The 21,347-nt window shown below is 49.6% G+C and carries 16 protein-coding genes; 10 read left to right on the top strand and 6 right to left on the bottom strand.

The genetic code is table 11. From position 1 onward, the window contains the following. The first annotated feature begins 49 nt into the window (after window positions 1-49). Window positions 50-1,129, top strand: a complete 1,080-nt coding sequence (locus NYE54_RS25075) for an ABC transporter ATP-binding protein (RefSeq protein WP_076324139.1) — start codon at window positions 50-52, stop codon at window positions 1,127-1,129. Further along, on the top strand, window positions 1,126-1,779 hold the full coding sequence (locus NYE54_RS25070; RefSeq protein ID WP_339266989.1) for a metallophosphoesterase: 654 nt from the start codon (window positions 1,126-1,128) through the stop codon (window positions 1,777-1,779). Before NYE54_RS25075 ends, NYE54_RS25070 begins: the two co-directional genes overlap by 4 nt. 92 nt (window positions 1,780-1,871) lie before the next feature. Here the strand turns inward: NYE54_RS25070 and NYE54_RS25065 are convergent, their stop codons facing one another. Beyond that, the gene (locus tag NYE54_RS25065; RefSeq protein WP_339266987.1) at window positions 1,872-2,786 is read right to left on the bottom strand and encodes a cupin domain-containing protein; all 915 of its coding nucleotides are present in this window, start codon (window positions 2,784-2,786) and stop codon (window positions 1,872-1,874) included. Window positions 2,787-2,943: 157 nt separating this feature from the next. Continuing rightward, entirely contained in the window at window positions 2,944-4,113 is a 1,170-nt protein-coding gene (locus NYE54_RS25060; protein ID WP_339266985.1) for an MFS transporter, read from the bottom strand. Between the two features lie 200 nt (window positions 4,114-4,313). Between NYE54_RS25060 and NYE54_RS25055 the strand changes: the two genes are divergently transcribed. From NYE54_RS25055 to NYE54_RS25025, 7 genes are all read left to right on the top strand, one after another. Beyond that, window positions 4,314-4,658 carry a helix-turn-helix domain-containing protein gene (locus NYE54_RS25055; RefSeq protein ID WP_339266984.1) on the top strand — a complete coding sequence of 115 codons (345 nt, stop codon included), beginning with the start codon at window positions 4,314-4,316 and terminating at the stop codon, window positions 4,656-4,658. Window positions 4,659-4,810: 152 nt separating this feature from the next. After that, complete coding sequence (locus tag NYE54_RS25050; RefSeq protein WP_339266982.1) at window positions 4,811-5,659, top strand: cache domain-containing protein; 849 nt, start codon at window positions 4,811-4,813, stop codon at window positions 5,657-5,659. Next, entirely contained in the window at window positions 5,660-7,084 is a 1,425-nt protein-coding gene (locus tag NYE54_RS25045) for a helix-turn-helix domain-containing protein (RefSeq protein WP_339266980.1), read from the top strand. Between the two features lie 330 nt (window positions 7,085-7,414). Continuing rightward, window positions 7,415-9,031 (top strand): ABC transporter substrate-binding protein, encoded by a 1,617-nt coding sequence (locus tag NYE54_RS25040; RefSeq protein WP_339266979.1) that lies wholly within the window; start codon window positions 7,415-7,417, stop codon window positions 9,029-9,031. Between the two features lie 10 nt (window positions 9,032-9,041). Continuing rightward, window positions 9,042-9,953: an ABC transporter permease subunit gene (locus NYE54_RS25035; RefSeq protein ID WP_339266978.1), complete on the top strand. Its 912-nt coding sequence runs from the start codon at window positions 9,042-9,044 to the stop codon at window positions 9,951-9,953. After that, the gene (locus tag NYE54_RS25030) at window positions 9,953-10,882 is read left to right on the top strand and encodes a carbohydrate ABC transporter permease (RefSeq protein ID WP_076324131.1); all 930 of its coding nucleotides are present in this window, start codon (window positions 9,953-9,955) and stop codon (window positions 10,880-10,882) included. Before NYE54_RS25035 ends, NYE54_RS25030 begins: the two co-directional genes overlap by 1 nt. A gap of 313 nt (window positions 10,883-11,195) precedes the next feature. Next, the gene (locus tag NYE54_RS25025) at window positions 11,196-12,449 is read left to right on the top strand and encodes a carbohydrate-binding protein (RefSeq protein WP_339273648.1); all 1,254 of its coding nucleotides are present in this window, start codon (window positions 11,196-11,198) and stop codon (window positions 12,447-12,449) included. Here the strand turns inward: NYE54_RS25025 and NYE54_RS25020 are convergent. Continuing rightward, window positions 12,443-13,327: a LysR family transcriptional regulator gene (locus tag NYE54_RS25020; protein WP_339266976.1), complete on the bottom strand. Its 885-nt coding sequence runs from the start codon at window positions 13,325-13,327 to the stop codon at window positions 12,443-12,445. The genes NYE54_RS25025 and NYE54_RS25020 overlap by 7 nt on opposite strands. Window positions 13,328-13,457: 130 nt before the next feature. Between NYE54_RS25020 and NYE54_RS25015 the strand changes: the two genes are divergently transcribed. Then, complete coding sequence (locus tag NYE54_RS25015) at window positions 13,458-14,138, top strand: O-methyltransferase (RefSeq protein ID WP_339266974.1); 681 nt, start codon at window positions 13,458-13,460, stop codon at window positions 14,136-14,138. Window positions 14,139-14,287: 149 nt separating this feature from the next. On the opposite strand, the gene NYE54_RS25010 is transcribed toward NYE54_RS25015, so the two are convergent. The 3 genes from NYE54_RS25010 to NYE54_RS25000 all read right to left on the bottom strand — a co-directional run bounded on the left by NYE54_RS25010 (window position 14,288) and on the right by NYE54_RS25000 (window position 21,306). Continuing rightward, window positions 14,288-17,422 (bottom strand): ATP-binding protein, encoded by a 3,135-nt coding sequence (locus tag NYE54_RS25010; RefSeq protein WP_339266972.1) that lies wholly within the window; start codon window positions 17,420-17,422, stop codon window positions 14,288-14,290. A gap of 264 nt (window positions 17,423-17,686) precedes the next feature. Continuing rightward, entirely contained in the window at window positions 17,687-20,857 is a 3,171-nt protein-coding gene (locus NYE54_RS25005) for an MMPL family transporter (protein ID WP_339266970.1), read from the bottom strand. Beyond that, window positions 20,854-21,306, bottom strand: coding sequence for a MarR family transcriptional regulator (locus tag NYE54_RS25000; RefSeq protein ID WP_213643791.1), 453 nt, complete (start codon window positions 21,304-21,306; stop codon window positions 20,854-20,856). Before NYE54_RS25000 ends, NYE54_RS25005 begins: the two co-directional genes overlap by 4 nt. Window positions 21,307-21,347 lie beyond the last annotated feature (41 nt).

The raw sequence follows: 21,347 nt of genomic DNA, 5'->3' as shown, positions 1-21,347 counted from the left end.
AATGGCTGTCGATAGAGCGTGATCCAACTTAGAAAGGATGGAGAGTGGAATGATCCTAAAGGTAAAGGGCGTATCGAAATCATTCGGCTCGCAGCAAGTCTTGAAGCCGATCACGTTTGAAGTGAGGGAAGGGGAACGCATTTGCATTCTCGGTCCATCGGGCTGCGGAAAATCGACGCTGCTGCAGATGGTTGCCGGACTTCAGCGCATAGATTCAGGCGAGGTAGAGATGGCGGGGGTCACCGTTGAACGGGGGAGACACTATATTCCCCCGGAGAACCGGCCCATTAATATGGTGTTTCAAGATTATGCCCTTTGGCCGCATATGACGGTGAAACAAAATATGGAGTATGGGATGAAACGCCGAAAGTTAGACACTAAAGACAGAGCGAATACATTGGATCGACTCCAGTCGCTTCTGAAGCTGGAAGGCTTATTGGACCGCCTGCCGGCCCAACTGTCTGGCGGTCAGCAGCAGCGAGTAGGCATAGCGAGAGCGTTGGCAACAGAGCCAAAGCTGATATTAATGGATGAACCGTTGTCTAATCTGGATGTCAAACTTAGAACGGATATGCGCGGTGAATTGGCCAGATTGCTCGGCGAATTATCCATCGCTACCCTGTATGTGACGCATGATCGTATGGAGGCATTTACGGTCGCTGATCGAATCCTGATTTTACGGGATGGAGGAATTGACCAATTCGGGGAGCCGAGGGCGTTGTTTGAGAGACCGGCAAGCCCTTGGGTTGCGCAGCTCATGGGCTATCATAATCAGTTGGAAGCCAAACTGACCCAGGATGGACAGCCAATAGCCATGCTTGCCGGGAGTCCGATAGCCGGACTCCGCATCGGCGTGGATAAGGGAGACGGCAGGGCCGTGATGATGGTCCATCCTGAATCCATCCGGATTTGGCGCGGCGAAGCTTCGCAGGAAGGGAGCCTGCTGAAGGTGACGGTGGTGCAGACGGTGTACGAAGGAACAAGATGGAGAGTCATTGTGGAAACGGCAGATCAGCAGCCCATTCATTTATTCCATGATTGCAGCGTGGATGCCGGAAGCGAATTGTTGATACGACTGTCTCCGGATCAAACCATGATATATGCAGACAGCAGTATGTTAGCCCCATGAGTCAGGTGTACGCGGTTTCGGATGTTCATGGCTACGGTTATCTGCTTGAAACTCTCCTGCGGCATGTACATTATGATCCGGAGGTGGACCGCTTGTTCTTGCTTGGGGATTATGTAAATAAGGGACCGGATTCAGCAGGGACACTGGATTATGTGGAGGAACTGCGAGATGCCGGTGCTATTGCACTGCTGGGTAATAACGAACGCAAATGGCTGCATCACCGACCGGAACAAGCAGGGCTCGCGGCTCCCAGGCTCATGAAGTATCAGCAGTTCATAGCAACAATGCCGCTATGGACCGAGTATAATCAATACTTGTTTGTGCATGCAGGCATTCGGCCCGGAATTCCGCTTCATGCTCAGAGCCCGGAAGAATTAACGGAAATTCGCGAGCCGTTTTTTCTGTCCCCCCGATGGTTGGATAAAACGATTGTATTCGGTCATACGTCTACATTTCGTCTAGGTGTACCGCCAGAGGAGCTCTGGTATGGCGACGGTAAGCTGGGTATTGATACCGGCGCAGGACACGGATATTACTTAAGTCTGGTTAATCTGACCTCGGGTATACAGTGGTCCATATCGGTTACGCGGCCTGAGAACATTACGTGCCGGAAGATGAAAATAACGGGAGCATCCGGTCTTCCTAAATAATATAATTCCATATAAAAAAGAGAAATACGCAGCATCACTGACGAATAGTGATGCTGCGTATTGTGCTCGAGGACCTATCACCAAAAGGTTGATCAGAATTGATCCCAGCCATTTCCAATCAGCTGGCGCTGTAAGAATGGCAGCTGCCGCTGCTGTTGGATGAATTGCTGACGCTGTTGTTCTTGTAATTGCTGTTGTGAACGGAATTGCTCTTGTGATGGACCTGATGTTCGCTGCGGTTCAGCAGCATATGCTCCATGCTGCGGTTGATCCTGAGCTTGAAATTGCTGCTGGAACATCGGTTGCTGTTGCTGCTGCTGAAATTGCAGCTGCTGTTGTTGGTATTGCTGTTGCTGCTGCTGAAGAAGCTCATAGTCTCGACGATTACCAGATGTTTCTTGATGATAATAGTGCTGATTATGATGTGACAAATACTGAGGATGTTTCATCTGCCCTTGCACTTGCTCTTGCAGCGAGCAGTCGTTGGGCGGGCCGATGATAACCGTATCGGTAATCGGAGCGAGAGTATCCTTGACTTTGGCTTCATCCAGGCAGTAGGTGTGAGCGAACACGCTGGCCGGCGTCAATCTCAAAAGATCCGAGCCTCCAATAAACTCAGGCACCGGTGCGTCAAAAATCGCGATCAGGTGGGTGTTGTCAACCGTCGCCATTTCATAATGCCACCAGCCTTGGGGCACGAGCACAACCTGACCGGGCGTTAACGTGAAGTTTAGCAGCTCCTTCGTAAATGGATTGACGATAGAGACGATGACTGCACCAGAAATGACATACACCAATTCCGATGCATTCTGATGGATATGCGGCTCTATCACGTTTCCGGTGCTGAGGTATATATCCAGCAGGGAAGCGTTGCCGAGCGTGTTCAATTCTTTTATGGAGAGAGAATTAATATAATTTCGGCTATCTTTTTTGAAAAACGGATTATTGCTCATATCATAAGTATACCGAACGGACGGTGAGGTGAAATCCATATAAGAGGTTGCCACTGTGATTCCTGCCCTTCATATTGTAATAGGCGTTGACCCATAAAATACGTTATTCCCATGGGCAATCATGCGTGAGCCCATTTTTGGAACCAGCAGCATGCAAGCCACCCGTTGGCAGGGTGGCTTGGGCAAATTTCATATGATGGAGCGGGTGAGGTCAAGCCGATTTTGGAACCCATGTCTTTCGACCGGCCGAGAAGCTGACAAGTCCTGCAGCCAGGCCTAGTGTGAGCACGAATCCACCGAGCCATGGATGATATTGAAGCGTGGATGTCGTATTGACCATGAAGCCTCCTGCACCCGCGCCTGCGGCTAACCCGAGGTGCACAATGGAGGTGTTTAAGCTGAGAATCAGATTGGAGGAGCCCGGTGCCTTCTGTATAAAATAACTCTGAACGGCCGGACCCGCCGCAAACATGGACAGCACCATGATTCCCATCAGCCCGAGTCCTATAAACGATTGGCCTATGAGCAGCGGAAGAAATGCGAATACCGCGATATGAATGAGCGTGCTGAGGGTAATCACTTTCGCTGGCCCAAACCGGTCGACCCCATATCCGCCGAGTCTGGAGCCGATCGCTCCAAATAGTCCAAAGCCGAGCATAATGATACTGATGCCTGACGGAGCGATATGGAAGATATCCTGGATAAATGGCGTAACATACGTGAACAGTACCGAGTTGCCGGATTCCCGGAAGAACGTAAGCAGCAGCGCGCTCACGATGACGAGACTCCCCAGCACTTTGAATTGCTGGTGAAAGGGAACGGGGGCGTCCCCTTCAACATCTGGCAGGAGTTTGATCAGGATAAAGGCGACCAGCAGACTGAGCAGAGCCAGCAGCAGAAAGATCGATTGCCAGTTCAGCAGATTCGTGATCCATATTCCGATCGGTACGCCCAGCACCATGGCGCTGCTGAAACCCAGCACGATGGTGCCGATGGCACGGCCTAATGTATCCGGTGATACCAGCTTGGCTGCTGTCCCCATTGCGGCAACGAGATACATTCCTGAGCTTACCCCCAGGATGATGCGGGAACCCATGAGCATCCAGACTTCAGTGCTGAAATAGGAAACGAGACTGCCGGCAATAAACAGCAGAAGAGAGCCGACCAGCACTTTTTTACGGTTGAACCGAGCGGTGAGCGAGACCAGAATCGGTGTTCCAATTGCAAAAGCAAGCGAATAAGCGGTAATCAGCTGGCCGGCAAAGGCCAAGGAAATACGAAGATCGTCTGCGATTGCATACAGAATACCGGAGACGACCAGTTCCGAGGTGGCAGTAAGAAAAACCCCAAGCGCCAATAAATATATCGTAAATCGATTCATATTTAATTCATCCCTTCGTTAGGAGATCACTACCCTCTGCGATCATGGCTAGCACATGCCGCAAGCGAGTTGCATTAACTTGAAATCTCTTTGTGTTTGTATTATAAGTAAGACGCATATATTATGTAAGAAGGCAAAGTATTTGGATATTATCCAATCATTTTGACTAACTTACGATTAGTTAGTAATGGGGTGAGGCAGTGGAACCGGTTAAAGAAGACTTTCAGGAAACGCCGGCGTTCAATCATATCTGCTCAGTGCTGCAAATTCTTGGAGCCAAATGGGCGTTTCTTGTCATCGCGCAATTAGCTCAAGGAGCGAAACGTTTTAATCAGCTTCATCGGGATGCAGCTATTATCAAGACGCAATCCTTAACGGATGTGCTGCGGCATTTGGAAGGAAACGGTATTGTAAGACGTGAGGTATTCCCTACCGTTCCGATATCCGTTGAGTATTCATTGACCGAGAAGGGACTGGACTTCCTGGATTCTTTGAAGGAGATGGAGAAGTGGGCCGAAAAATGGGGAGTGGAACAATCCTCTTGACTGCTGCCACATGCCACTAAAATAGTACACATATCAAAAAACTCATTTCCAAAGGTTATAACAGGAAATGAGTTTTCTTTTTTTTGAAAATTACGTATTCTTATAGATAACATTTTCAGATTGGGTATGAAGGATAGGGAGGTGGTCGCCGCTTGCGAATCCATAAGATTAACCTGCTGACAAAATTATTGATTTCCTATTTGCTTGTGCTGATGTTTCCCGTGATTGTCATTCTGTGCTATTACTATCCTTATTCGGCAGAAGTGGTGAAAGAGAAGGAAATGGACTGGAATGCGCATATTACGGAGCAGTTTATGACATCGATGGATACGTTTACAAGGTATGTGTACAATCTGCCGTTTGAGCTGGTGCAGAACCGGGAATTCAAAATGTATAAGGCGGAGGAAAGCGACTACCAGCGGGTGCTTATTGCCAATGAGATGAAAAAATACAATGCAACCGATGCTTTTATTTACAACACCTTGCTGTATGTGAAGAACATCGGTTATTTGTTTTCCAAAACTGGAAGCGCATACAGTCTGGATGACCTCTCCATTCCGGGTGTCGGTTACTATTATGAAAACTGGGCGCATGAAGATATGATCCAGACCCTGAATGATCTTAATGCTCCTATCGTCAGGCCTGTGGAGAATGTGGTTGTGCCCGGCAATAACCGGGTCAGAATGCTGACCTTCGTCCAGCCGCTGCCGGTAGGGGGCTCGAATTCCCCCGGAGCCGTCATGATCATGGTCAGGGAGGATACGATTGTCCGGATGATGAAGTCCGTTTCGGAAACCTATAGCGGCGATTTTTTTGTGTTAGACGGCCAGGGAAGGCGATTGGTATCCTCCAATGACACGTCATACCAATCCTCCGATGATTTCAAGAAGCTTGTGCATGACTTAGGGGAAGAGTCAGTTTCCTCCTCGGGTATTCATACAATCAGCGGATCGGACTATCTGGTATCGTCCTCGGTTTCGGAGAAGAATGGATGGAAATAGGTGAGTTTGCTGCCGGTATCTAAGTCCCTGCAGGGCATTCGGACGATTCAGCTGAATACAGCCATCCTTGTCGGGCTGATCCTGCTGCTTGAAGTGTTCATCATCTACGTATCCATCCGGAAGAACTACCAGCCAATTCGACGTCTGGTTGATCTGGCCGTACATGTGTTTGAACCGCAGGAGCGAAAACCGATGAATGAGATTGATACGATCAAGTATACGTTGGAGGAGCTTTCGCAGGCTAACAGCAAGCTGGATGAGCATGTGAGAGGATCTTTGCCGATTATGCGGGATAACCTGCTGTTTGAGCTGGTGAGTGGGCATATTCCAGACTGGGAGAACTTTGAACAGGAAGCCTGCAGGGTCGGCATCCGGTTTCATCATGATAACTTCACGGTTGCCGTATTATGTTGTGAAGCGGATGGAGCAGGGATGGACAAGATATTGGCTTGCTGCCGGGAATATGAGGGCCTGCTACCTGATGATGCCCAGGGTTACTTCTTCAAGAGCATCTATCAGCAGGAATTGATTCTGGCGTGCTCCCATACAGATGATTTCCCTATTAAATCCTGCCTAGAGCGGCTGCAGGAAGAAATCTTGGAGCGTACCGGCCAACAGACGGCGATTGGCATCGGCAAGCCTAGCGCTGCCCAATCGCCGGTGGACCTCCATCTCTCCTACCTGCAGGCGCTCCGCACAGCGGAGTTTCTGCGCATCCGGAAGACCGGGACCGTGCTGGTCTTTGACAACCTCGAGGTCCCCCAAACCGGAGCCGTCTCCTATTTTGCCGAAATCCTGCAATCCCTCGAGCTTGCGATCCTCAAGAACGATGCGGCCATGCTGTCCTCTTTGGCGGAGCGAATGATCGGTTACTTAAGCAATGACAGCCTGCCGCCGCATATGATACGGAGCGTGTACCTCAATACGGTTACCGTTATCTTCAACGGCCTCCAGCGGTTCCGTCATGACGACCAGAGCCTGCTTCGGCTAACCGAGGCGGCATTTAACCACCGTTATACACTGGAGCAGATGATCGGAATTATCAGGGAGAGTTATGCCAAGCTATGCGATATGATCAGTGAAACGCTCCCCGTGTCCCGTACGGCAACGCAGGAAGAGATTCTGTCCCTTATTGCGGAGAAAGGAATGGATCCAAACTGCTCGCTGCAGATGATGGCCGATTATTTTGATATGTCGGTCTCCAACTTCAGCCATCACTTCAAGAAAACGATGGGGCAAAATTTCAAAGAGTATATCGATCAGCTTCGCATCCAGAAATCCATACAGCTTCTGCGGGACAGCGCGGAGACCCTCGAATCCATTTCCCAACAGGTCGGATACACCAACACCTCGAGTTTTATCCGTTCCTTCAAAAAGATGGTGGGTACGACACCTGGTCAATATCGAAATACGCATAAAGCATAAAACGAAGACCGCTGATGCCGAATAAGGCAGCTTACAGCGGTCTTTTGTAAACTTTTTTCGTTATACGCTTCTTTGCCGGCGCTTTCTTAAAGCCGAGCAGCTTCAATTTTTGAACATATACAATATTTGAATTCCCTGTAGCGATCCGGACTGGTCGCACTTTCACCTCTTTAATTAAAAGCGCTTTCAAAAAATGAGGATGCTTAAAAAACTGTTCGTTTACGGGGCTCTTCCCCTCCGTTTAGAGTGAAATATGTCCCAAGGCAAGGCCAAAACATGGCCGCACTCCCCCATGGACCAGACCAACAAACCAAATCAGGAGGTAATGGAATGAAGAAAAGGGTAAACGTTTTCATCTCGCTTATCGTCATCTCTGCATTATTATTAGCAGGATGCAGCGGGGGCGGAGGTGACGCTAACGAATCGGCCGAAACACCCGGAGATCAAACAGGCAAAAAAGTAAAACTCACTGCCATCATTACCAAGCATCCGCTTACGAAGCCGCTGGCTGAAATGGAATGGCTGCAAAAGGCTGAGGAGACGGCGGGCGTGGACATCGAATGGCAGGAGATTACCGCGGATTGGGGACAGAAGAAAGGGACGATGCTAGCCAGCGGGGATATACCGGATCTGTTTATCGGACCGAACGTGATTACGGATGCCGACTTTGCGCAGTTCCAGGGGCTCTTCCAGGATCTGTCCGGCATGCTTGATCAAGCACCCAACGTACAGAACATGTTTAATGAAAAACCGGATACGAAAGTGATTGCAACGCAGTCGGACGGCAAAATATACGGTCTACCGAAATATCAGCGGTTCTGGCCGGCTTCCGCCAGCAGGCAATTCATTAACCAGCAGTGGCTGGATCACCTCGGACTGAGCATGCCGACGACATGGGATGAGCTGTATGAAGTGCTCGTTGCCTTCAAAGAGAACGATGCCAACGGCAACGGCGATCCCCGTGACGAGATTCCGATGGATTGGCCGGGAGGCATCGGCGGATATTTTAACCCTGCGGTACTCTTGGGCAGCATGGGCATTACGCTGACAGATGGCAGCGGGCAGGGCTATTTTGTGGAGGACGGACAGGTGAAGAACTTCCTGACGGATGAACGGTACAAAACGATGGTTATATTCCTGAACAAGCTGTACAAGGCGGGGCTGATTAACCCGGAAGTGTTCACCCATGATTATACGAAATATCAATCCATTGCGCGCGGCGAGGGGGACACGGCGAAGGTCGGCTTCACCTGGGGATGGGTGGCTTCCGACCGTTTCGGTGAGCAGTTGGCACCGCAGTATGCTTCCATGCCGCCGATGAAAGTATCTGCAGATTATGCAGGGAAGCTGTCCTGGAGCTATGATCATTACTCGCTGAACTATGGACCCAACCATATTGTCATGTCCGCCAAGACCAAGAACAAGGAAGCGGCCATGAAATTCATCAACGAGCTCTATGCGCCCGAGGTGGGTATGCAAGTGCTGTTCGGATCCATCGGTCCGAATATTAAAGATAACGGTGACGGTACATATGCCGTTTTGCCTCCTTCCGATGCCAAGATGGATCCGGGAACATGGAAATGGACCTCAACGATGGCGGACAACGGCGCATTTTATATCCCCGATTCCTTGAAGCTGACGCTCGGCACCGATATGCAGGAGGTGCTGGGACAATCGGAGCCTCTGGAGGCTGCTTTAGAAGTGGATCCCGACAAGGACGTGTTTCCTGGCATGTTTATTAAATATTCCACCATGGACAATAACGCCATGAGCCTGAACAACACCAATGTGATGAATCTGGCGGAATCCAGCTTTGCCAAATGGGTGACCAAGGGCGGAGTGGAATCCGAATGGGACACGTACATCAAGGAAAGCGAGAAAGCAGGCCTGAAGCAGAACTTGGAAATTATGCAAAAATATTATGACGACTACATGAATCAAAACTAGGAGGGAGGATATGGAAATCCGTAAAAGACAGAACACCTTCAGACGAGATTATCAGCTGTGGATTATGATTTTTCCGGCTATTATCGTCATCCTGTTGTTTAACTATATCCCGATGTACGGAATCCAGCTTGCTTTTCGGGATTACGATTTCAGCAAAGGCTTGACTGGCGGCGAGTGGCGAGGGCTTGCCTACTTTCAGCAATTCATCGACAGTTATCTGTTCACGGATTTAATGCGTAACACATTTCTGATCAGTTTGGCTACGATCGTGCTCGGCTTTCCGGCTCCGATCATATTGGCTCTCATTCTTAACCAGATCCGCAGAAAAAGAATGAAGCAGCTGATGCAGACCACTGTATACCTCCCCCATTTCATATCCATCATCGTGCTGGTCGGCATGCTGAATGTGCTGCTATCCTCCGAAACCGGAGTTGTCGGTCACTTTATGAAGGCGGTGGGGCTGGGGCATATCAATCTGTTAGCCTCCACCTCGACATTTATCCCGGTGTATGTGCTTTCCGACATATGGCAGCATTGCGGCTGGAACAGCATTATCTATCTTGCAGCCTTGTCCACCGTTGATCCCCAGCTGTATGATGCTGCCAAAATTGATGGGGCCAGCCGATGGCAGACGATCCGGTATGTCGACATTCCCGCTCTCATCCCGACCATCATCATCCTGTTTATTCTCAGCATGGGGAATATCCTCGGGACCGGCTTCGAGAAAATATTTTTGATGCAGAATTCGCTGAACCTTCCCGTCTCGGAGGTCATTGCCACCTACGTCTATAAAATCGGGATCATCTCCAATCAATTCAGCTTGGCTTCGGCTATCGGTTTGTTTAACACGCTCATCAATTTCGTATTCTTGTATGCGATGAACACGATATCGAAGAGAATGTCGGAAACGAGCCTATTCTAATGATCGGGGAAGGAGAAACGGTTGTGGAACATGAACATAGTAGGACGCGCATCAACGGTAAGGAGATAGCGTTTAAGATCATATTGGGTTTTCTGAGCGGTTTGATTTTTCTGCTGATCGCCTATCCGCTGTACTTTATCATCATTGCTTCGTTCAGCGACTCAACGCTCGTATCGACGGGGAAGGTTATGTTTATCCCCAAAAACATCAGCTTTTTCGGTTACCAGGAGATTTTCAAGGATATGCGAATTTGGACCGGGTATCGAAATACGCTGTTTTACACAGTGTTTGGAACCTTGGTTAACATGCTGTTCACGCTTCCGGCAGCTTACGTGCTGTCCAGAAAGGAATTTCGCGCCAGACGAATCATCATGTTCATTTTCGTGATCACGATGTTTTTCAATGGGGGGCTGATTCCCACCTATTTGTTGATGAAGGGGCTTGGACTGACCAACACCATCTGGGTGTTCATTCTCCCGTTCTCCGTGAATGTGTTCTATTTGATCATTGCGCGGACGTTTTTTGAAAACTCGCTGCCGCAGGAGCTACATGAGGCGGCCGTCATGGACGGCTGCTCCCACTTCACCTTTTTCTTCAAAGTGGCCTTGCCGCTGTCCAAAGCCTTGGTATCCGTCATCGGACTTTATTATTTGGTGGGGCATTGGAATGATTTCTTCACCGCGCTGATCTATATACGGGACACGAAGCTCCAGCCGCTGCAAATCGTTCTGCGGGATATTCTGCTGTCGAACCAGGTGTTCTCAAGCGGTGCCGGAACAGGTGGGGATGCAGGAGGATATGCCCAGCGGTATGCCGATCAGATCAAGTACGGGGTCATTATCGTATCAACGCTTCCGATTCTACTCATTTATCCGTTTATGCAAAAATATTTTGAGAAAGGCGTCATGATTGGCTCCATTAAAGGTTAACGCGTTCGGCGAATTTAATAATCAAGCTTAAGAAAAATAGACAAAAAAGGGGTGCCCCAAAAGATCCTGGATCTGGCGGGACGCGAAAAAGAAATTTTACGGCTTGCTTCGGGATGACGTTACGCTTCGGATGATGGACCGAATGGAGGCCGTTGCCGACGCCGCGCCTCCCGAGCGCCGGCTTAAGTCGGCCCTTTATGAGAGCGGTGTTGAATCGATTATTAACCTCATGAATGGAATGTTTTGATTCTCCTTCACATTAATATGTTAATGATGCATATCATGATCAATTTGAAGGAGGATGGCATGTTTGATGAGAAATACGGGAACGAACCGCGGCCTGATCAAACCGATATTAGTCATTTTGACGCTGCTGTTATTGACGTCTACATGGGTTAGATCGGACTATGCTAATGCCGAGTCGTCAGTGGTATCCGGTGGAAAGGATACATTAAGTAGAAAGGGTACGGCTCTTGCCGAATGCACGAATATTCCCTGGAATGTTGGTAGCGCTTACAAGAGCGGAGCTGGAGTATCGCATCTCGGGAAACGGTGGAAGGCGAAATGGTGGACGACTGGCGAAGAGCCGGGAACCACTGGCCTTTGGGGCGTGTGGCAGGATAAAGGACCATGCAATTCCGAAAACGGCGGCGGGGGCACGCCGAACCCTGATCCGTCGGATCTTATCGCTTGTTCCACAACGTCATGTTTGCAGAGCGCATTGAAGAACGTGGTACCCGGGAAGCGAATTGTCCTGGCACCCGGGACATACACGGGAAGTTTCTCCACGGATGTCGAGGGAACTGCCCTGAAGCCTATCGTCATCGAGAGCCAGAACCCGACTGAACCAGCCATTATTTCCGGGTATTCCGCAGGTTCTGGTTACAGTTTACGCGTTCGGGGCGACTACTGGATCATACGCAATCTAAAGTTTACCAATGCGCAAAAGGGAATCATCCTGGACAATTCCAACTTTACCCGCATCACGGATGTGGAGGTTTACCATATCGGTTACGAAGCGGTGCATTTCCGGGATGGCACATCCTATAGCTCCATTGAGAACTCCCGTATTCATAATACGGGCAAGACGGGAGCGGGCTTTGGGGAAGGGGTCTATGTAGGTTCTGCAGAGGGAGCGAGCTACAACCAGAATACCCACTACAATGCGATACGTAATGTTATTTTTGGTCCGAATATAACGGCAGAGCACATCGATATCAAGGAACGGTCGATGGGAACGCTCGTTGAGAACTGCATCTTCTATGGCGAGGGAATTAGCGGTGCGAATTATGCTGACAGCTTTATCGATGTGAAAGGCAATGGGGCTATCATACGGAATAATACGGCTTATCAGAACGGGAACAGCATCATTGTGGATGCGTTTCAGCTCCACGAGATCGTGCCGGGGTGGGGAATCGATAACGAGTTCTCCAACAATACGCTTTACCTGACAGACCCTTCTCCGTATGTGATCGGGGCTTATAACAATGCATCAGCAACGGCATATCAGAATACGAGAAGCCCGGCAGGAAATATGTATAGGGGAAATGTAACGGTAACTTACTGATTCCGGATCATATCCACGAAGTTCATGGCGGCAGCGGATAACGGTTCATGCTTGCGGGTGCAGACTGCAATGATATTTTGCAGCTCGATTCCATCAACATAGACCCGGCTCAGCTCGTGGCGTTCCACATACTCCCGCACGACGAGTGAAGACACAAAGTTTGCACCGTATCCGGCAATGACGGCTGTGATCGCTTCGTGCAGACCATTGAATTGCAGCGTGATCCGCGGGGAAGGTGCGCTATGGGTACGACATAAGGCAAATAACCGTTCCCGCGTTGAACTGCCTTCCTCCCGCATAACAAAAGGCTCTCTCATCATCTCTTCTAGGGTGATACGCTGATTGGCATAACGGTGATCGGGGGATACGACAAACCATAACTCATCCCGGAACAGCTCCTCGGTCTGTATCGTATTCGGAGATTCCTCTGGCAGGCCGCCGTATATCGCAAGCTCGACATCCATATTTAACAGTTGCTTAAGCGCATCGCTTGAATTCGTGGTGGTTATGCTCATTTCTACTTCTTCGTACCGCTGCTTGTATTTTGCAAGCCAGGCCGGCAGGAGAAAATGGGAAGGAAGATAGGTTGCCGCCAAGCGGATCTGTCCCCTCGAACCGCTACGGTAATCCAGACAGAATTGTTCAATCTGCTGTTCGACAGAGAAGAGTCTTTTGGCAAGCGGGACGAGCTCGGCTCCGGCCTCCGTCAATCCGATGCCCCTGCCTTGCGGTTTAAAGAGAGTAAGGGAGAGTTCCTTCTCGAATTTTTTAATCTGGGCTGTTATGGCGGGTTGGCTTATATTTAACAATTCAGCAGCACGGGTAACACTGCCCGTTGTGGCGATGACGTGAAAGAGACGTAATGCGTGTAAATTCATGAGAGCCGAACTCCAATCCAATCATATATTTAAGTTATATAAGTATTTTAAATATATATTATATCTATAACATTAAATCACATACAATGATTTTGTAAGATCCAGATGGAGAATAAGGGAGGAAACGGACATGAAAAAGAAGGATGCTGCAGCTGCAACTTGGGAAAAAGTGGATGATTATATCACAGAACATTTGATTCCTTATGATGAGGTGCTGGAGAAGGTGTTAGCTGCAAATCGCGAGGCCGGATTGCCGGAAATTGATGTATCCAAGGCTCAAGGTAAGCTGCTGAAAGTCATCGTTCAGATCAAAGGCGCGAAACGAATTTTGGAGATCGGTACGCTGGGAGGTTACAGTACGATCTGGATGGCTAGGGCGATTGGGGCTGAGGGGCAACTAATTTCACTGGAGCTCGATCCGCATCATGCCGAGGTTGCCAAATCCAACGTGGTATTGGCCGGACTACAGGATAGAGTGGAAATCCGGGTAGGCGATGCCCTGCTGCAGTTGGAGCAGCTGGCCAAAGAGAAGGTGAAGCCGTTTGACCTGATCTTTATCGATGCCGATAAACCCAACAATCCGAATTATTTGAAGTGGGCGTTACAGTTCTCACGGCCAGGCACCGTCATTATTAGCGATAATGTGATCCGTGATGGAGAAGTTATCGATCATCACAGCACAGACCCTCGGGTGCACGGTATCCGCAAATTCATGGATATGCTGTCCGCCCACTCCGCCATTTCCGGCACAGCTATTCAAACGGTGGGAAGTAAGGGGTATGACGGGTTTTATATCGGAGTTGTATCGTGAGCTGCTAGACTGGAGCATCTTATTCGTTTGCGGCGATCCTGATCAAGTTAATGGCAGAAGGAACAAGAACCCGAAGCAATCGGATCCGTCTATATTTGAAAAAAAGGAGGGTGTCTGACGGGACCCCCTCCTTTTTCTGTTAAGAGATGCTATTCCTCCGGATCAGGGATGACAAAAGATACGCTTGTCCCCTCCCGGACCTCGCTTTGAATGGAAAGACCGCTCCCATACGTCTGAATTAGTCTGCGATTTGTGTTATACAGACCGATCCCTCTTTTGTCCTTGCGCGGAGCATCCAGCAACTCCTGTACTTTTTCTTTATTCATTCCCATGCCATTATCCTTGACCTGAATTAGCGTGGACTGCTCCTGACGGATTATATGGATTTCGACGGTGCCGCCTTTAGCTATTGGGATAATACCGTGCTGTACCGCATTCTCGACCAGAGGCTGAATCGTTAAGGGAGGAAGCAGGAGGTTTGCGTCCTGATCCAGGTTCCATATGACATGGAGCCGGTTACCATGTCGCTCCTTCTCAACATACAAGTAAGCGCGTACGAGTTCGAGTTCTTCCGATAGTGAGACAAATTTGCCGGAGTTTTGATATTGAAAACTGATTTGCAGGTATGAACTAAAAGCCTCATTAAGTTTTCGCATTCTTTCCACATCAATTTCACTCAAAGCGTGGATGGAATTCAAGGTGTTAAACAGAAAATGCGGATGGATTTGCGCTTGCAGATAAGCGGCCTCCATACGAAGACGCTCGTTTACGGACTGTTTTAATGTAATTAATGACTGGATACGGTATTTAAGCTCCATCGGGTCCACCGGTTTCGTGACATAATCGTTAGCACCTGCCCGAAATCCCGCATACATGTCGGAGGGCTCGCTGCGCGCCGTCAGCAGAAGCACAGGGAGTTCGGAAGGGGAATAACGCTCTCTTATCATCCGTGTCAGCTTGTAGCCTGAAATCTGCGGCATCATCACGTCTGCGATAACCAAATCCCATGGTTTCGTTCCGAGCAATTCCAGCGCTTCTCCGGCCGAAGTTGCTAATTGCAGGTGGTAAGGTTCAGTCATCAGTATGCTGGTAAGCACTCTTAAATTTACAAGATTATCGTCAACCGCCAGGATATTCATCTGCTCTTCCATGGACGGCGCTTCTACGGTTAGGAGCGGCTGGCCGTTGAGGTCGTTCCGGCTTGCTGCCATTTCTTCATAGGCTCCGAGCCGCTCGGTCAATATGCTCGGAGAAATCTCTATATCCGTCGAATCAGCCAAAGGAAGGGTGAAGGTAAACGTTGAACCCTTTCCGACTTCGGAGTGAACCGTCATGCTGCCGCCATGAAGTTCTACCAGCTCTCTGCTGATGCTAAGGCCCAAACCGATGCCGTTGGTGTCGCCGTATCCGGGATCGCCTTGTTCGTATGGCAGAAATACACGCTGCTGTGTTTCCTGATCCATTCCTGTTCCCGTGTCCGTTACCTCGATGATCATTTGCCCGTTCTTGGCGATGGCCGATACGGCAATGATTCCTTCCTCGGTATGTTTGATGGCATTATGCAGTACATTCATGAGGATTTGCACAAGCCTCTTTTCATCAGCCATAACAAGTGGGAGGGCTTCGGATATGTCTAAGTTCATTTTCAACTCTACGGCTTTTCCTTCGACTAAATACTTCAAGATATCGATAACGCCATTTACGACAGAGGGCAGGGACAGCGGCTCGGTATGCAGTATGATTCGCTTTTCCCTCAGCCTTACTGCGTCCAGGAGATCATTCAGCAAATGCGACATCTGACGTCCAACCTTAATAAGGAGATTCATATCCTCTGCACTTCGACTGTCCATATGATGCTGCTCCCTGTCCGTCACACTCTGGGCGATATTCATGATCCCGTGCAGCGGCGTTCGCAGCTCATGTGACGTCTGGGCTAGAAACCGGTCTTTCATTTTGTCCGCTTTCTGTAATTGGCGGTTGAGCTTGCTGATTTTATCGGCATTACGGAAATAACGCTTAAACCAATAGGCCGAGAAACCGATGATGGCCGAGATGACATCAACGGGGTAGTATACGGTTGGAAGCTCTTGATATTTGTTAAGCGCTCCCCAGATCACGCTGGAGAAAATGCCGCTGGCTGCCAGGAGCAGAAAGATCGCGTCATCCCGGCTTGCAGCCACCATTCTCCCGAACATATAGATAGAGATGACAACCGGCAATATATAATAAATGCTAAAAACTTTATATTCCACCGTCCAGAAAACAAGGGAAGCAGGTGCGATTGCAATAAATCCGGAATATAGAAGCAGGGAAATGCCATAACCGATAAACCATCGGCTGCGAGTCTTTATGGTGAAACTTCTGGTCATTTTCAATATGAAAAAAGATAGCCAAGAATAAGACAAAATGGAGGTTTTAAGATCCCAAGTGTAGTTGATGGACAGCCATTTCAGCAGTAAATCGTCATCTGACACTACAATCGTCACGGATGCGGTGAGAAGCAGCAGGAAAAAATCAAGCAGCGTCCATTCCTTCGGATTGAATAAAAACAGGATGCAGGAATACAGACCATGAAGGATGAGCACGACGAATGTAATGAGTTGAAGATCGATGGAAAGTCCGCGTTCATCGTGGATGGCTTCGCTGGATCCCAGCTTGATGGAATTTACAATTCCGCCTTTGAGCGGATGCTCATTATTGGCCACCCGTATAATCAAATCGATTTCTTGCGTGTGGTTAGCTGGAGCGTAATCGACAACGAAGGGACTTCGAGCCGGTGAATAGGTGTCTTTTCCGTCCTCTCCAGTTTTGCCCATCTCCCCTACCTTAAGCCCGTTTATCTCGACACTCGCCGAAGCTTGAATTTGTTGGATCCAGAAGGAAAGGGGAGTGGTTAAGGCTGGATCAATCAGAATACGAAGCCGATAGGTGCCGGTACCATAGGCGGATTCGGATTCCTTCGTTTGGCTTCCCCGCCAATTTCCCGGAACCTGCACATAGCGATGCTGCGGATGGGTTTGCTCCAGCTCCTGTTTTGTGGCGAGTTTGTCAGGGTAGAACGCCCATTCCCCGTCCAATGTTATGGATTTGGAATGAATGAGGTCCCAACTGCGCAAGTCGAGCACCCCTTGGGAGGCTTTCGGGTGGTGGGGAGGGACGAAGGCTTCGATCCAATACCAGCGAATGCTGAGGAGCACGGACAGAAAAACAGTAATTGCCAATAGATACTGAACAATTTTTTTACTTCCAATGTGATATGTATTTTTTGCAGATCGAGTCGGCACGGTTCACGTTCCTTCTAGGTTTTGTATGGGTTGTTGTAAAATTCGAGATTCTTCTTCTTAATATACGAGAAAATGTGACGGTCGTATAGTTATTCCCCTGCAAAAAGCATTTGTTCAGTTCTTTGGAGGCAGTTCCAAATATGAACAAAGTTTCCGTTCATTTTTAATGATATGGCGTATAAAAAACCGCCTTTTTACCTGTCATCAATCAGGAAAAAGGCGGTTATTGTGAATATTGTTAGGTTTGGGTCATCTTTATAATGGTTACATTCCTACGTCATGTCCGGACGGGCTGCTCTTTGTGTCCTGCTCCTTGGGGGTGAACGGCCACCAGTTAGCCCGGCCAAAGATACGGACCATCACCGGTACGAAGAATGGCAGGAACAGGAGTGCATAGAGCACAAGTCCAACCAGGACAACCGTTGCGATCTGCATCATGGACAGTACGCCGGATGGATACATCGCCGCAAAGGTACCGCCAAGAATGACCACCGCGGACAGGATCACGGTTCCCATGTTGCGCATGGCATGCAGAATGGCATCCTGAACATTCCAGGACTTGTTCTCATTGAAGCGCGCCATGAGGAAGATGCTGTAATCCACCCCAAGCGCGACCAGCATGACAAAGCTGAAGAACGGCGTGGCCCAGGTGATGCCGGAATACCCGAAGCCGTGCACGAAGATCATCTCCGTAACGCCGACAGCCGTAAAGTATGTGATGACCAGAGAGACAATTAGATAGATCGGCATCACGATGGAGCGCAGCAGCACGACCAGGATAATGAAGATTCCGCTCAGCATGAGAATGACGGTTCGCGAATAGTCTTCGTTGGATATGTTCTGCAAATCGTTATTTGTGCTGGTAATGCCGCTGATGGCAGCTTCGGCGTTCTCCAATTTCGTGTCTTTTACTGCACGGTCTACCGCAGCTTGAATTTGTTCAACGCTGCCCAGAGCTTCTTCGCTGTACGGATTGGTTGCCAGAACCACATCCAGCGTCATCACTTTGCGGTCCTTGCTGAGATAGGTGTCGAATACCGTCTGGAATTCTTTATTCTCCAGAGCTTCCTGTGGAATGAAGAAACCACTGAGCTCTTCATCTTGAACGTCCTGGATCTGCTGCAGATAATCCTGAGCGGAATGCAGTCCGTCCGAAATTTGCTTCAATCCGTCCGCGCTGGAGTTCAGTCCCGCCGTCAGCTCTCCGATCTGGCCGGTTAGATCACCAAAGCCGTCGGCAAGCTGCTTCTGCCCGCCCTGCAGCTGGTCCAGACCGCCCGTAATGGAAGGAATTTGGTTCACGATCTGTCCTTGCCCGTTAGCTGCCTGCGAAAGGCCGGATTGCAGCTCGGCGATACCGGTCACGAGCTGCTGAAGACCGTCGGCAAGCGCCGTTTGCCCGGCGGCTGCCTTAGCGTAGCCGGCGTTTGCTTCCGATAAGCCGGCAGACGCACCTTTAAGCTGCCCGGAGATTTGTCCTAACCCTGCTGCCAGCTCGGCTGTGCCTGCAGCTGTTTGCGTAACGGTACCCTTAATGGTTTGGTAGTCGGTATCTTGAATGAGTTCCGGGTAATTGCTCTCCAATCCCGTGAAGGAGCCTTCAAGTCCACTCAGTGCGGCCGCCACGCCGCCCAGTTGCTCTTTAAGTTCGGCAACGCCGCCGTCAAGAGCTGCTAATCCGGTATCAAGCTGTTTATAACCTTGAAGAAGCTGGGCATGGGCTGCAGCTAACTCTTTCGCACTTTTCGCAGCTTGGGCAAGCCCGGTTTTGAGTTCGCCTGCGCCTGCGCTTCCGCTTTGGATTCCTTTTTGAATGGCGCTGAGGCCTTGGCCAAGCTCCTTAATGCCGTCCTTGAGGTCGGCGGTTCCCTTGGTCAGCTCTTTGGCTCCCGCTGCGGCTTCATTCAGCTTCGGCGTATTCTCGCTGAGCTGCTTGCCTGCTTCGGATAGTCCATTCTGGATTTGGGTCAGTCCGTCTTTGGACTCTCCCAATCCTTCATTTAACGTTTTCACTTGCGTTGGAATGAGGAAATCGTTGATCTGCTCACCGGTTGGACGGGAGAGCCCGCGTACGCTGGATACGCCATCAACCTTTTCCACTTCCCGGCTGATTTTTTCCGCGAGTCCCATGTATTCTGCCGTATCCATCCGGTCATCGTTCTTGATCACGATGGTGGAAGGCAGCGATTGTCCGGGACCGAAACTGTCCGAAATAATGTTAAAGCCCTTGACTGAAGCGTAACTTGGCCCGATTTCCTCCAGGCTGTTAAATGACAGTTTGCCGCTGTATGTAGCCAAGAAAGGGGCCACGATCACAGCGACGACAAGCAATGCCGCCCAAGGGCGCTTAAGAGAGAAGGAACCTGCCGCTCCCCAAAGCTTATTCTCGCTATGCTCCAGCTTGCCGCGTGACGGCCAGAAGAGCTTCTTGCCCAGCACCGCCATGAAGAATGGAACGACTGTAACCAATGCTAGAAGCATAACGGCAATGCCAATTGCAACCGCAACTGCGGATTTGTACAGAATGAATTTGGATAACCCGATGGCTGCAAAACCTACAAATACGGCAAGCCCGGAATAAAGCACGGTGCCGCCGGCTTTTCGGTAAGTCTCGATGATGGCCGATTTGGTATCCTCCGACGTGGTGAGTTCTTCCTTAAACCGGCTGATCAGCAGGATGCAGTAGTCGGTTCCGATCCCGAACATGACGGCCACCATAAAGATCTGGGTGAAGGACGATATCGGGAAGTTGAATTGGTCAACGAGAAAAGAAACGACTGACTGTGACACGATATAACTGAGACCTACGGTCAACAGCGGTACGAATGGTGCTACGAAGGAACGGAATACAACGAATAGAATGAGGAGAATAAAGACAACCGTAATATATTCCGTTTTCTTCAGGCCTTCCTCCGAGCTGACGATGGTATCTTCATTGATGAGACCTTCGCTTGTCAGGTAATGATCGGCTTGAACGCCTTCCAGCACCTGATCAACCTTCTGGGGCAGAGCTTTCACGGCTTCCTGACCGCCGCTGACCTGAAGCGCGACCATGATGGTCTTGCCGTCTTTGGCAATCAGCGTGTCTTCCAGCTCCGTTTGCGTGAACGGTTCATTGATGGAATCAATATGGAGGCTTTCTTTATTGTTGTTTAAAGCTTGAACGCCCTCCCGGATACTCTCCTTATCCGTTTCGCTTAACCCATCGGGTTTATTGAAGACGAGCGCAACCTGGTGCAGGGTTTCCGCGCCCTCGCCGCCGGAGGCCTCCTTGAGAATTTCAGCAGCGCGTGAAGAGGTGTAACCGTCCGGTACGGATAATTGCCCCTTCTCCCGCACCAGGTCCGACATGGATGGCGCGAACAAAAACAGCACGACTGCGGCTGCCAGCCACATAATGATAATGGCCCATCTTGCTTTCAGTATGGCTTTCAATTCTTTCTCCCCCCTGATTCAAGCATCAATTGCCCCAGCTTCTCGAACATTGAGATAAACATTTCGATATCTTTTTCTTCAAAATGCTCCATATAAGGAGAGACGATCTCCCTCATCTGTTCCTGGGCAGATTCAAAAATCGTATGTCCGTATTCCGTTAAAGTCAGATAAACCAGCCTGCGATCTGCTTTGTCCCGGGTTCTGTCGATAATGCCGGCATCCACGAGACGGTTGACGATAGCGGTAATCGAGCTCTTGCCGACGGCAAGCGTTTCCGCCAGATGGGATGAAGTACAGTGATCCATGCTGTTGATGATGCGCACAACCTGAAACTGGTCATTGGTCAGATCTTCACCGAGATGTTCCCGAATCTGGGCGTTAATCCGCCGGGTGACCAGCAGGTAGACATCCACATATCGGTCGATCCATTGCTTTGCCTTGTCGTTCAACAATAGTTCTCCTTTCGAATAGTTCACGTATGAAATAGTTT

Origin of the sequence: Paenibacillus sp. FSL K6-1330 (assembly GCF_037976825.1) — a bacterium.
In the GTDB taxonomy this organism is placed as follows: domain Bacteria; phylum Bacillota; class Bacilli; order Paenibacillales; family Paenibacillaceae; genus Paenibacillus_AQ.
This window is presented reverse-complemented; position numbering and strand designations above follow the sequence as displayed.